Origin of the sequence: Methylocapsa polymorpha (assembly GCF_045689225.1) — a bacterium.
Lineage (GTDB): Bacteria > Pseudomonadota > Alphaproteobacteria > Rhizobiales > Beijerinckiaceae > Methylocapsa > Methylocapsa polymorpha.
Genome location: NZ_CP136862.1, coordinates 366,286 through 379,160 on the forward strand (window position 1 = coordinate 366,286; position 12,875 = coordinate 379,160).

14 protein-coding genes are annotated in these 12,875 nt (G+C 60.8%); 7 read left to right on the top strand and 7 right to left on the bottom strand.

From position 1 onward, the window contains the following. Positions 1-5 precede the first annotated feature (5 nt). From RZS28_RS01890 to RZS28_RS01900, 3 genes are all read right to left on the bottom strand, one after another. Positions 6-1,436, bottom strand: coding sequence for a homospermidine synthase (locus RZS28_RS01890; protein WP_407339527.1), 1,431 nt, complete (start codon positions 1,434-1,436; stop codon positions 6-8). Between the two features lie 198 nt (positions 1,437-1,634). Next, complete coding sequence (locus RZS28_RS01895) at positions 1,635-2,240, bottom strand: GNAT family N-acetyltransferase (protein WP_407339528.1); 606 nt, start codon at positions 2,238-2,240, stop codon at positions 1,635-1,637. Between the two features lie 198 nt (positions 2,241-2,438). Further along, positions 2,439-3,569, bottom strand: a complete 1,131-nt coding sequence (locus RZS28_RS01900) for a type III PLP-dependent enzyme (RefSeq protein ID WP_407339529.1) — start codon at positions 3,567-3,569, stop codon at positions 2,439-2,441. A gap of 776 nt (positions 3,570-4,345) precedes the next feature. On the opposite strand from RZS28_RS01900, the gene RZS28_RS01905 reads away from it, so the two are divergent. Beyond that, positions 4,346-5,917 (top strand): glucan biosynthesis protein, encoded by a 1,572-nt coding sequence (locus RZS28_RS01905; RefSeq protein ID WP_407339530.1) that lies wholly within the window; start codon positions 4,346-4,348, stop codon positions 5,915-5,917. Continuing rightward, positions 5,902-6,426: a GNAT family N-acetyltransferase gene (locus RZS28_RS01910; protein WP_407339531.1), complete on the top strand. Its 525-nt coding sequence runs from the start codon at positions 5,902-5,904 to the stop codon at positions 6,424-6,426. The genes RZS28_RS01905 and RZS28_RS01910 overlap by 16 nt, the downstream gene beginning before the upstream one ends. Here the strand turns inward: RZS28_RS01910 and RZS28_RS01915 are convergent. From RZS28_RS01915 to RZS28_RS01930, 4 genes are all read right to left on the bottom strand, one after another. Continuing rightward, complete coding sequence (locus tag RZS28_RS01915) at positions 6,404-7,210, bottom strand: creatininase family protein (protein WP_407339532.1); 807 nt, start codon at positions 7,208-7,210, stop codon at positions 6,404-6,406. The two genes, RZS28_RS01910 and RZS28_RS01915, sit on opposite strands and share 23 nt — an antisense overlap. A gap of 122 nt (positions 7,211-7,332) precedes the next feature. Next, positions 7,333-8,058: a GIY-YIG nuclease family protein gene (locus RZS28_RS01920; RefSeq protein WP_407339533.1), complete on the bottom strand. Its 726-nt coding sequence runs from the start codon at positions 8,056-8,058 to the stop codon at positions 7,333-7,335. 56 nt (positions 8,059-8,114) lie between these two features. Next, on the bottom strand, positions 8,115-8,300 hold the full coding sequence (locus tag RZS28_RS01925; protein WP_407339534.1) for a type II toxin-antitoxin system RelE/ParE family toxin: 186 nt from the start codon (positions 8,298-8,300) through the stop codon (positions 8,115-8,117). Continuing rightward, positions 8,297-8,524, bottom strand: coding sequence for a hypothetical protein (locus RZS28_RS01930; protein ID WP_407339535.1), 228 nt, complete (start codon positions 8,522-8,524; stop codon positions 8,297-8,299). The genes RZS28_RS01925 and RZS28_RS01930 overlap by 4 nt, the downstream gene beginning before the upstream one ends. Before the next feature lie 269 nt (positions 8,525-8,793). Here RZS28_RS01930 and RZS28_RS01935 point away from each other — a divergent pair, with 269 nt between their 5' ends. The 5 genes from RZS28_RS01935 (at position 8,794) to RZS28_RS01955 (ending at position 12,781) form a co-directional block, all read left to right on the top strand. Then, the gene (locus RZS28_RS01935) at positions 8,794-9,792 is read left to right on the top strand and encodes an ABC transporter substrate-binding protein (RefSeq protein WP_407339536.1); all 999 of its coding nucleotides are present in this window, start codon (positions 8,794-8,796) and stop codon (positions 9,790-9,792) included. Positions 9,793-9,835: 43 nt separating this feature from the next. Beyond that, the gene (locus RZS28_RS01940) at positions 9,836-10,603 is read left to right on the top strand and encodes an ABC transporter ATP-binding protein (protein WP_407341017.1); all 768 of its coding nucleotides are present in this window, start codon (positions 9,836-9,838) and stop codon (positions 10,601-10,603) included. Continuing rightward, on the top strand, positions 10,603-11,391 hold the full coding sequence (locus RZS28_RS01945) for an ABC transporter permease (protein ID WP_407339537.1): 789 nt from the start codon (positions 10,603-10,605) through the stop codon (positions 11,389-11,391). The genes RZS28_RS01940 and RZS28_RS01945 overlap by 1 nt, the downstream gene beginning before the upstream one ends. Positions 11,392-11,547: 156 nt before the next feature. Next, positions 11,548-12,102, top strand: coding sequence for a cyclin-dependent kinase inhibitor 3 family protein (locus RZS28_RS01950; protein WP_407339538.1), 555 nt, complete (start codon positions 11,548-11,550; stop codon positions 12,100-12,102). A gap of 4 nt (positions 12,103-12,106) precedes the next feature. Next, positions 12,107-12,781, top strand: a complete 675-nt coding sequence (locus RZS28_RS01955; protein WP_407339539.1) for a hypothetical protein — start codon at positions 12,107-12,109, stop codon at positions 12,779-12,781. Positions 12,782-12,875 lie beyond the last annotated feature (94 nt).

Here is a 12,875-nt window from a genome sequence, read left to right on the forward strand (position 1 = left end):
CTGATCTAACGCACGATCACATTCTTGAACTGCCATGGATCTTCGGCGTCGATGTCCTCGGGGAAAAGGATGGCGCGGTCCTTGAGCGGGGTCCAATCGGTATATTTTCCGATGATCGGTCCGAGATAGGGGCTCTGGACTTCGAGGCAGCGGCGAAAATCGACTTCGTCGGCTTCGACGATGCCCGCCTCCGGATTTTCGAGCGCCCAGACCATGCCGGCGAGAACGGCAGAGGTCACCTGGAGCCCCGTCGCATTCTGATAGGGCGCAATGCGGCGCGTCTCCTCGATCGAGAGCTGCGAACCGTACCAATAGGCGTTCCTGGCGTGGCCATAAAGAAGAACGCCAAGCTCGTCGATTCCATCGACGATCTCGTTCTCGTCGAGAATATGCGACCGGGCTTGAGCCTGCCATTGGGCGCCCGCCATCTCGTCGAGTGAGAGCACAGCGTCATCGGCCGGCCGATAGGCGTAGTGGCAGGTCGGGCGATAGACCACCTCGCCAGCCTCGCGCAAGGTCAGGTAATCGGCGATGGAGATCGCCTCGTTATGGGTGATCAGCCAGCCATGCTGCGCTTGCGCGGTCGGCGTCCATGACCGCACGCGCGTCCCCGCGCCCGGCCGCATCAGATAGATCGCGCAATCCGGGCCGAAGGGATGCCGCTTGCCTTCCGGCGGCAGATGTTTCTCATGCGTGCCCCAGCCGAGCTCGGCCGGCTGCAAGCCTTCCGAGATAAAGCCTTCGACCGACCATGTGTTGACGAAAACGCCCATGGGCTTTGGAGACTTGGCGCGCTGGGTGTCGCGCTCGGCGATATGGATTCCTTTAATGCCGGTCTTCTGCGCGAGCCGCGCCCAATCCTCCCGCGTGACGGGCGAGCCCGCATCGATTCCGCAGTCGACCGCAACGTTCAAAAGCGCGCGCTTGACGAACCAGGACACCATGCCGGGATTGGCGCCGCAGCAGGAGATCGCCGTCGGCCCCTTGCCGAGCGCGCGACGCAGGTCGAGAACGCCCTCGCGCAAGGCGTAGTTCGAGCGCTCCGAGAGCGTGAGGCGCGTATCAGTGTAAAACCCAACCCAGGGCTCCGCGACCGTATCGACATAGAGCGCGCCGACCTCATGGGCAAGACGCATGATCGCGGTCGAGGACACATCGACCGACAGATTGACGATGAAGGGCTGGCCGCCGCCCTTGGTGAGCAAAGGCTTCAGGAGATCGACGAAATTATCAGGCCGCACCGCCTCCTTGATGAAGGCTATGCCGCGTTCGTCGAGAAGATGGCGATCCTTGTCCTCGGGATCGATGACCGTGAAGCGCGATTTGTCGAACTTGAAATGGCGCTCGATCAAAGGCAACACGCCGCGCCCGATCGAGCCGAAGCCGATCAGGACGATCGGACCTGTGATCACGCCGTGCACGGGCCATTGCGACATAGTCTCATCTCCAAAAGATCAAGTTGAGGGCGCTCCTGCTGGAGCTAGCGAAAAAGGCAATCGACCAGAGCGCCTTCTGTTCCGCTTGAGCGGACGGCGCTGCAGTTCATTGTTTTGTCTTATTTTCTTCTAATTGAACCGGCGACGCCGCCTCGGCGCCTGCTCTAAGCAAGCGCAGCCTTCGAGGTCAAGGGCGGCTCACGCGGCGTAGCGATATTCGGGCGCGGACCGATGCGCCAAAAGATCGAGCGCGCCTGTCGCTTTGACGAGACCCTTAGCTTCTGTCAAAGCACCCTTCTCGATCTCAAGCCCGAGAAAGCGCCCCTCATCGACGGGCCCCGGAAGAGAAAGATCAACGGTGTGGCGGCGCGTGAAGCCGAAGGGCTCATAATAGGGCGCATCGCCAACCAGCAGGATGGCTTTATGGCCGGCAACAAAGGCGCGGAACAAGGCTTCGGCCATCAGCCTGCGGCCGACGCCGCGCGACCGGCATGACTTCGCGACGGCGAGCGGGCCGAGCAACAGAGCCGGGACTCCGCCAGCCTCAATGGACCACATGCGCAAAGTGCCAACCAGCGCGTCGCCGTCTTTCGCAGCGAGCGCAAGGCCCGGCGCCGGCAAGCGCGAATCGCGCAGGCGCTGCGCGGTCTTCTCAAAACGAGCAGCGCCGAACGCCTCGTCGAGAAGACTTTCCCGCGCATGAACATCGGCCGCCGATTCGTCGACGATATGGATCGCAGGCGTAACGAAGGCTTGGAGCGCGCCAGGCGCCTGTATTTGCATTTCGTTCGAGATCAAGGTCATCTGAGCCTCCGCCGGCTGCGGCCGGGATTGCGCGCGACGACCCTCGCACCGCGCAAAGGCTCGCAATTCGAGCCCTCGCCGGCCGTCCGGGACTGGGAAAAATGTGAGCGGAGGACTTAAAGTCCCCCTGATGGAATCGAGCCGCTCGGGCGCTTGATCCAAGCGCCCGAGTCTGAAGATCTCGCCTTGCGCCGAGGTTCAGATCACATAGGACTTCAACGGCGGGAAGCCATTGAACCCGACCGACGAATAGGTCGTCGTATAGGCCCCGGTCCCCTCGATCAGCACTTTCGAGCCGATCTCCAGACTGATGGGAAGGAAATATGGCTCCTTCTCATAGAGCACGTCGACCGAATCGCAGCTCGGACCCGCAAGAACGCAAGGCTCCGTCGCATCGCCGTCGAAGGGCGTCTTGATCGGATAACGGATCATCTCGTCCATCGTCTCGGCGAGTCCGTTGAACTTGCCGATGTCGAGATAGACCCATTTCACCTTATCCTCCTCCGACTTCCTGGAGATCAGCACGACCTCCGCCTCGATGACGCCGGCGTTGCCGACCATGCCGCGGCCGGGCTCGATGATCGTCTCCGGGATGTGATTGCCGAAATGCTTGCGCAGCGAACCAAGGATCGATTGCGCATAGGCCTTCACCGCCGGCACGCTCTTCAGATATCGCGTCGGGAATCCGCCGCCGAGATTGACCATCTGCAAGGCAATGCCGCGATCGGCGAGATCGCGGAAGATCGCAGCCGAAGCCTTCAGGGCGCTGTCCCACATATAGGGATTGCGCTGCTGCGAGCCGACATGAAACGACAATCCGAAGGCGACGAGTCCCAGACGATGCGCATGTTCGAGCACCCGCGGCGCCATTTCAGGCGAGCAGCCGAACTTGCGCGACAGCGGCCATTCGGCCCCGGCCCCGCTGCAAAGGATGCGGCAGAACACCTTCGATCCGGGAGCCGCCCGCGCGATCTTTTCGACCTCGGCTTCGCAATCCACGGCGAACAAGCGCACGCCAAGCTCATAGGCGCGCATGATGTCGCGCTCCTTCTTGATCGTGTTGCCATAGCTGATGCGGTCCGCAGAAGCGCCAGCCGCCAGCGCCTGCTCGATCTCGACGACGGAAGCCGTGTCGAAACAGGAGCCGAGACGCGCCAGAAGCTCGAGCACGCGCGGATCCGGATTAGCCTTCACTGCGTAGAAGACGCGCGTATCCGGCAGGGCCCGGGCGAAAGAAATGTAGTTTTCGCGCACGACGTCGAGGTCGAGCACCAGGCAGGGTCCATCCTCACGACGGTTGCGGAGGAATTCCAGGATACGATCAGTCATCGCGGCATCCCTTCGAAGGGTGCGGAGGTCCGCACCGAAACGAACAAGCTTCGGGTGGATGGCGATGCTGACCGTCGCCCGCGCTTTGGAGACGCGACCGCTTCAGTTGACCCGCCATCGGCGACCGACGCCGTTTCCGCGAGACAGAGCCTCGCAGATCGAGCGCGATCTGATGCTGCGCCGTTGGACACGCCCACCGTGGACAAAGCGGAAACCGCCGTCCAAAGCGTTCATGGCCTTCGCTTGGAATGGGATTGGTTCCCCTTCCGCACGCCCGGCAAGAAAGACAAGCCTCTTCGGTAAGTCGGCTTTGGAGGCCGACAGAGACGAAAAAGCCCGGTCCGTCGTTGCTTTAAGTCGCGTCCCCCGTTTGGCGGGGTTCGCCGGTTCGCCTCCGGCTGTCGGTCCTTTTTTCAGGCGGTTAACCGGCCTCTTGTCCGGATCCCCGCCAACCGACACACGACCACAGGCACGTGCGAAATTGGGCAATGGCGAAGATAGGCAGATTCGCAGCTAATACAAGAGCTATTTTTCAAAAATTACATGCTCGCCAATGGCAAAAGCCCGGGAGATCGCGCCACGGCCTTGGCAAGCGCGACAGAGCCGAAAACTCGAGGCAGAAGCCGGATGGCGCGCCTTGCCGCGGCGCCGCCATCGATAATTCCAAGATAAATGCGCTATTTGCCTTGCTGCTGGCCAAAAAGGTCAGTACGCCCGCTCAACCTATCCTTGCCTTCCCCCGCCTCACGGCCAAAAGTCGAATTTTCAGCGCCCTCATGACCGACCTGAACCGCCGCACGCTCGTCAAGATACTCATCGGTTCAAGCGCCTTTTCAGCCAATGTCAGATCCACGGCGTCGGCGGATGCAGCGCAACCGGCGTCCGCGCCGCAAAAATTCGACTTCGACAATGTCGTGCGCCGCGCCCGGGATCTCGCGACGGCCCGTTTCGAGGCGTCTTCGCCGCCGCTCCCCGAAGCCTTGAACAAGCTCGATTTCGACGCCTGGCGCGACCTGAGGTTTCGCCCGGACAAAGCCTTTCTCGCCTCGAACGGAAGCCCGTTTCGGCTGCAACTCTTTCATCTCGGCCATCTCTACCGCCGCCCCGTGACCATCAATACGATCCGCGACGGCATTCCGACGCCAATTCCCTATTCCGCCAATCTTTTCGATTATGGACGCACCAAGCTCGACAAGCCTTTGCCGGTCAATCTCGGCTTTGCCGGCTTTCGGCTGCATTATCCGTTGAATTCGCCAAAAGTGCTCGACGAGGTCATCGCCTTCCTCGGCGCGAGCTATTTTCGATTACTCGGCCGCGAACAGCGCTACGGAATGTCGGCGCGCGCGCTGGCCGTCGGCGCCGGGACAGAGGCCGAGGAGTTTCCTTTCTTTCGCGAGTTCTGGATCGAAACGCCGGAGTCCAACGCCGACCGGGCGACAATCTATGGGCTGCTCGACAGCGACGCCGCAACCGGGGCCTTTCGCTTCGATCTATACCCCGGCGTCGAGAGCACGGTCGAAGTCTCGGCGACGCTTTTTCCGCGCAAGCCAAATGTCAAATTCGGTCTGGCGCCGCTCACCTCCATGTTCTTCATCGGCGAGAACGATCACCGCTTCAACGAGGATTTTCGTCCCGAGCTGCATGATTCGGACGGGCTCCTGATCCATTCGGGAACCGGCGAATGGATCTGGCGGCCGCTGCGCAATCCGCTCCGGCCGGAAGTCTCCGCCTTTCTCGATCCGAATGTTCGCGGATTCGGACTTTTGCAGAGGGATCGCGAATTCGAACATTATCAAGACCTCGATCTCGCCTATGAGATGCGGCCGAGCTATTTCGTCGAGCCGAGAGAGAGCTGGGGCGAAGGCCGCATCGAGCTCGTCGAGCTGCCGACAGAGCATGAGACCAACGACAATATTGTCGCGTCATTTTCGCCCAAGGACGCGCCCGAACCGAACAAGCCTTTCAGCTATGGCTATCGCATCACGGCGAGCCTCAATCTCACCCGGCTCTCGCCCAACGGGCGCACGCTCAACACCTATCAGACGACAGCGGCTGCGCTGGGCTCTCCCGAGCCCGTGACGCCGGGCTCACGCCGGTTCATCATCGATTTCACCGGCGGCGACCTCGCCTATTTCGCCGGCGACCCGCAATTGGTGGAGGTCGTTCCGTCGACGAGCCGAGGCAGAATCGTTCGCTCCTTCATTGCGCCGAACGCGCACACAAAGGGCTTTCGCGCCGCGATCGACGTTCAGCTCGAACCCGGCCAGTCCACCGATCTTCGCGCGTTCTTGCGGACAGGATCGCGGGCTTTGACCGAGACCTGGACATTTCCATGGCGCGCCGAATAGGCGTGCGCGCATCGCCGATTCGCGTCCGGCCGGCGCGCCTTGAAGACCTTGCCGCTATCGAAGCGATCGAGGCGGCCGTCTTCGCTGTTGATCGACTTTCGCGCCGCAGCCTGCGCTATTTTCTCAAGTCGAAGACCGCGCTTTTCCTTGTTCTCGACGTCAACAACCATGTCGCCGGCTATAGTCTCATGTCCTTCCGCCAGGGCTCGCTGAGCCCGCGGCTCTATTCGATCGCGCTCGATCCTGTCGAACAGGGGCGCGGGCTCGGCCGCTTCCTGCTTGGCGCGAGCGAGCGCGCCGCAAAGGCGCGCGGCGCCGTCGCCATGCGCCTCGAGGTGCGCGTCGACAACGCCCGCGCGATCGAGCTCTACAAGAAGAATGGATACCGAAGCTTCGCGGCGGTCGAGGACTATTACCAGGACGGCGCGGCCGCCTTGCGCTTCGAAAAGGAATTTGCGCAAGATGGCGAGGCGGAACCAGCGCGCATCATCCGCGCGGACCCTCTTTGAGCCTCGCGAGATCGAAGCCTTCGACATCCTGAAGCAACTCGATGAAAGCGGTCGCCCCATAATCGGCGCAGGCCTCGCCCTTTCGCGCGTCGGCCGCTGCGGCGTTCCCCATCGCGCCGGAGGCCGAGAGATCCTGCGACATCCAGCCAAAGCCCGTTGGCCGGCCGGCGCGAAGCCAATTGAACTCATTCTCCATCGCGACGCTCGCGGAGACGAAATCGTCCGATTTTTCGATGCGCACGAGGTCAGGCCTGAAGCTCAACATGAGTGATGTCTCGACGTCGCCGGCATGAATGCCATGCGCCAATTCCTCGGCGGAAAAAAGCCCGTCTGGCGCGCCGAAACGGCTCCACGACGCCATCACGACGAACATGCCGAGCCTAGCGCGAAGATCATGCGCGATAATGCTGAGAATCGCACTATTGCCGCCATGCGAATTGAGCAACACCAGCTTACGGCAGCCGGCCCGATGCACGCATTCGCCAAGCTCCGTCCAGGCGCGGATGGTCGTTTGCGCTGAGAGGCTCAAGGCGCCAGGGAAATCCGCGTGCTCGATCGAGCAGCCGCAAGTCTGCACGGGCAGAAACAAGACCGGAAGTTCGGCCGGCAGCCGCGCGACGACCCGGCCGATATAGCCTTCCATGATGAAGGCGTCGACGCCAAGCGGCAGGTGCGGACCGTGCTGCTCAACGGCCGCGACCGGCAGGACCGCGATGACATTGGCCATGTCCTCGTGCTGGAAATCGGTCCAGGCCATCTCGGCCCAGAATTTTGTAGGGGGCACGGAAGAATCCTCAGCGCGGCCGTACATAAATGCGAAAGCTCGCACATTTGCCGTTAGCGCAAAAGCGCGTTATTTCATGCGGAGCATAGCGGACCTCAAGGCGCAAAACGCGCGCAAGGACGTTACATAAATTTTCGCAATTTAAAGGCCTTGATGTCATCAGGCGTTAGCGTGAACCACTCGCCTCCAGCTCGTTTGTCTTTGAACCGGTTATGCCAGTAGACCTCGATACCTTCTGGATCGTCCGTTTCTATCGAATGGAGTGTTGTCACGGTTTCGGGAAGCTTTAGCCCAATCTGATACTCGCGCCCTCCGACGTGTTTCGATTTGCCGATTTTATAGTATTTCCCGGAACGCATAAGATATACGAAGCCTTTGATGATGCGTTTGGTCGGCTTTTCTCTGTCATTTGCTTTTGGTTCCGAACCCATAAGTGGCCGACAAATTTCTAAAACATCGGATAAATCGTTATGCCGTTCGCAGTAGGCATTCAACGCGCCAACCCTTTCACCTCTATTCCGGAAGTGACGTTGAAATGCCTTAGGATGCGGAAAATTTATTTTTTCACGCGCGTAGAGCATCAACTCCGGTTCGGTCGGGAATTTTTTCAAATCGCGAACTGCCGTCGCAAGATTTTCCAAAAGAAAATCTTTATCAAAAGCGACATCAAACGAATTTGGTTCGAAGCCTGCTTCGGCAAGAGCCGCGCTCCAATTCACCCAGTGAATGCCACGCCATTGAGCTGGGGAAACCCCTGTCTCTCGACGGAACTTTTCCTGACCAGGCGGCTTCCCACCATTCTCGTTAGCTAGGCGCTTAATTTCATTGATGAGGAACTGACGATCCATGAATGGCCTGTGTCGCTGTAAGGAGATTACATCAATCTGCGCTTCAGCTTGTCAATCTACTTCGGGCGGCGGATCGCGGGGTCGTCCGTGCGCGTCCCGATAAGCGGATGCTTCAGAAGAAGAGCAATCGTCGCGTAAATGCGCCTTTGCACCCGCGCCGCACCCCGAGGCGATTTCCCATCGATATAGTCGAGAATGTCGTTGAGATCGGCAAGCGCCGGAAGAGTGTACCGAAGCTTCAAAGCCCGCGCTTGGCCCAAACCGCGCGCACCTGTTCATCCGTGGCGAACTCGCCGCGGGCGGCGGCGGCTTTCGAGAGGTCAAGCGCGACGCGCTCCTCGGCGGAAAGGATCACCGGCGGCTCTTCCTCGCCGGCTAGCTGCAAAACCAGGCGCGCGATATCGTCCTGCAATTCAGGAGGCAGGGCGCGGGCGGCTTCAACAGCCTGTTCGAGAAGCTTTGTCATAAACCAATTCTAGCCCTTCAATCGAGTCCTTGGAAGAGTTTTTGAGGGTCGCCTACGCGCATCATTTATGCGCAAAAAAAGTAATTTTGAATCAATATTCTATGTTTTGAGCACAAACTTTCGATTTGGCGCGGCCGACCAGCATCTTAGTCCGCTCCCGGCGCATTGCCGCCGAATTCGAAACTTTCTGGCCCCTTTTTTGTGAATATTGCTATGCTTCGTAGCCCCCGGGCATATCAAAACTCGGCCAGTCGAGGGTTCTGTTCGCCTTGAAAACCTGTTTCGCCCTCCTCTTCGCAACTCTGGCGCTTGCAACAAACCCCGCGCTTGCCCTCGACAAAGTGACCTTCGCGACAAATTGGCTCGCCGAGGCTGAGCATGGCGGCTTCTATCAGGCGCTCGTCGACGGCACTTATGCGAAATACGGGCTCGACGTCACGATCCTGCAAGGCGGCCCGCAAACCAACAACAAGCTTTTGCTCGCGGCGGGGAAAATCGAGTTCAATCTCGGCGCCAATATGATCCAGGCCTTTGACGCGGTCGCGGGGAATGTTCCGATCGTCGCGGTGGCCTCGATGTTTCAAAAGGACCCTTTCATCCTCATGTCGCATCCAGGCGCAGGCCTCGACCGATTCGAGGATCTGCCGAAGGCGACGGCCTTCATCGGCAGGGACGCGCTCGTCTCGGTCTATCAATGGCTGAAGACCGCCTATGGATTCAGGGAAGAAAACGTCAAGCCCTATAATTTCAACGCCGGCCCTTTCATCGCCGACAAAGCCTCGATCGAAGAGGGCTACGCGACCTCAGAGCCTTTTGAGGTCGAACGGCAAGGCAAGTTCAAGCCGAATGTCTTCCTCCTCGCCGATTACGGCTATGATTCCTACTCGACCACGATCGAGACGCGGCGCGACCTGATCGAGAAAAATCCAGATCTCGTGCAGCGATTCGTCAACGCCTCGATCATCGGCTGGTGCAATTACATCTACGGGGACAACGCCAAGGCGAATGCGCGCATCAGGCGCGACAATCCCGATATTACCGACGATCAGCTCGCCTATTCGGTCGCAAAGCTGAAGGAATACGGGATCGTTGATTCTGGCGATGCGGCGGAGCTCGGCGTCGGCGCGATGAACGACGCGCGGATCGACAGCTTCTTCGCCAAAATGGCGAAAGCTGGCCTCTTCAAGCCCGACCTCGACTACAAGCGCGCCTATACGCTGCAATTCATCAACAAAGGCGTCGGCCTGGAGCTACGGCCGCGCCAATGACGCGGATCCGCGCGCGCCGCGCTCAGGGCACCCCATGCTGGATATGACAAGGCCGCAACCGCTCGTCACCCTGCGCGGGATCGGCAAGACCTACGCAAATGGAACGGTCGCGCTCGAAGGCGTCGATCTCGAGATTCGCGGCGGCGAATTCTTGACCCTGCTCGGTCCCTCCGGCTGCGGCAAATCGACGATCCTGCGCCTGATCGCCGGCCTCGACGCAGCCTCTTCCGGCGCTTTGACCCGCGCCTTCGACAATGTCGGCGCGGCCATCGGCTTCGTGTTTCAGGAGCCGACGCTGATGCCCTGGGCGAGCGCTTTCGACAATGTGTTTCTGCCGCTGCGCCTGCAGGGCCAAAGCAGGCGAACGGCGGCGCCGGCTGTCAAAGAGGCGCTCGGCCTCGTCGGCCTCGCCGATTTCGCCGAGGCCTATCCGCGCGAGCTGTCCGGCGGCATGCGCATGCGCGTTTCGATCGCGCGCGCGCTCGTCCTGCGTCCTTTGCTGCTCTTGATGGACGAGCCTTTCGCCGCGCTTGACGAGATCACGCGATTTCGCCTCAACGACGATCTGTTGCGCTTGCAAGGCGAGCTCGGCGCGACAATCGTCTTCGTCACCCATTCGGTTTATGAAAGCGCCTATCTTTCAACCCGCATCGCGGTGATGGCAGCAAAGCCCGGCCGGATCGTCGCTGAGATCGCGACGCAGGACGCGGCGCCGCGCGACAAAAACTTCCGGCTAAGTCCAGCCTATGCCTCAAGCTGCAAGCGCGCCGTCGAGGCTTTGCGCGACGCGGTCCATGGGGAGGATTTCTGATGCGCCTGCCGCAATGGAGCCGCCGGTACGGGCCTCCAAGCCTGGTGTTCGTCGCCATGCTTGCGGCCTGGGAAGCCCTTGTGCGCCTTTACGACGTGCCGCCCTATATCCTGCCCGCCCCTAGCCTCGTGCTGGAGACGCTTGCAGCGGACTGGGCCACACTCTTGCCGGCCCTGCTGGCGACATTGAAGGTCACATTCGGCGCGCTCGCCGCGGCGGTCGTCGGCGGCGTCGGCCTCGCGCTCCTTTTCGCGCAATGGAAATGGGTTGAGCGATCCTTCCTGCCCGTCGCGGTCGTCCTGCAAGTCACGCCGATCGTCGCAATCGCGCCGCTGCTCTTGATCTATCTCGAACCCTCGACGGCCGTGCTCGTCTGCGCCTTCCTCGTCGCCTTTTTCCCGATCCTGTCGAATACGGCGCTGGGCCTCGCCTCGGCCGACCGGAATCTCATCGATCTCTTCAAGCTCTATCGCGCTTCGCCTTGGCGGACGCTTGTGCTTTTGCGACTGCCCGCCGCGTTGCCCTATTTCCTCGGCGGCTTGCGGATTGGCGGCGGCCTCGCCCTCATTGGCGCGATTGTCGCCGAACTCGCGGCGGGCGCTGCGGGGAAAGGCGCGGGTCTCGCCTTTCGCATCGTCGAGGCCGGCTACAGGCTGAACATCCCGCGCATGTTCGCCGCCCTCACCTTAGTCTCGCTGACCGGGATAGCGATCTTCGCAGCGCTATCGGCGTTCTCCGCCTATCTGCTCGGCCGCTGGCACGAGAGCGCGCTCGGACCGGAGCGTTGAGGTTTTGTGCGCTGGCCTTTGGCGAGCCGGTTCTTGGCGATTGGCGAAGGGAGTGGGTTGGTTTGGATGGCGCTTTTCGGCCCCAAGCGGAAGTTCCACTCACTGTTGTTGATGACGGGAGTTGAAACAGAGTTGACGTTTGATGGGTGGCGCTAGATGACCGCTTTGCGCACAAGCCAGACACACCCCCTTCAGATCGCGGAAGTGCGTGCAAGCCCCTCGCATGGGCGGATCGGGATCACATTCTGCCCCGGTAAGCATGACGATGCCGCGAGCACGGGGGCCTGGGCGCGCGATCTCTCGGCGGATCTCGACGTCATCGCCGCATGGGGCGCGCGTCTGGTGCTGACGCTGGTTGAGCCGGCCGAACTCGCGGCGCTCAAGGTGCCTCATCTCGGCTCGGAAATCCGAGGCCTGGGGCTCGATTGGCGACATCTGCCCATCGCGGACTACTCGGTTCCGACTGAGGCCTTCGAGACGCAATGGGAGACCAACGGCCGAGAAATCCGCGCGCTGCTGCGCAGCGGCGCCGATGTGCTCGTGCATTGCAAGGGCGGCCTAGGGCGGGCTGGCATGATCGCCGCCCGGCTTCTGGTCGAATTGGGAATGTCGCCTGAGCAGGCGATCCGGAACGTCCGCCGCGTGCGCAAAGGCGCAATCGAGACGCCGGCGCAGCTGGCGCTGGTTAGACGGACGAAGGCCATAGTATGACGCCATGAATGACGATGTTATCGACACAGCGATTATGCAAAAGGTCGGCCGGCAGATGGGAAGCAATCCGGCTGGCGTCTATCAGGACAAGAACGGTCGGCGGTTCTACGTGAAGTCGCTGGAATCGCCCGCGCACGCGCGCAACGAGATCATTGCGGCGAAACTCTACCAGCTGGCCGGGGCGCCAACGCTGACCTATGTAAGCGCAAAGGGACTAAATCAGATCGCGACCGAGTTTGTCGAGCTTGACAAGAAACATGTTTCGCATCTCAGCGACAGCGAGCGCAGACAGGCCCGGCGCTGGCTCGGTGTGCACGCATGGACAGCCAACTGGGATGCAGCCGGATTCGACGGCGACAATCAGGGCGTCGTCGACGGGGTGGTCACGACGCTCGACGTCGGAGGCGCGCTGGAGTTTCGGGCGCAGGGGGACCCGAAGGGCAAAGCGTTCGGCGCATGCGTTCGCGAGTTCGACACGCTACGCAAGAACGCGGACAACCCTCACGCGGTCAGGCTTTTCGGAGACATGAGCCCTGTCGAGATCAATGAAGCAATCGCAGTGGTGATACGAATTCCGGACGCTTCGATTCGGAGGGTCGTCGCCGAGAACGGCGGCAGCATCGCGCTTGCCGAAAAGATGATCGCACGCAAAGCCGACATGGCGAAGCACATGACTTGAGCAAACCAACAATCCGGCTGCCGGGATGGCGAGTCATAATCTTCTCTTCCAACATAGGTCGCCCAGGCGCGACTCGAAACTTGCTCTGGAAGGA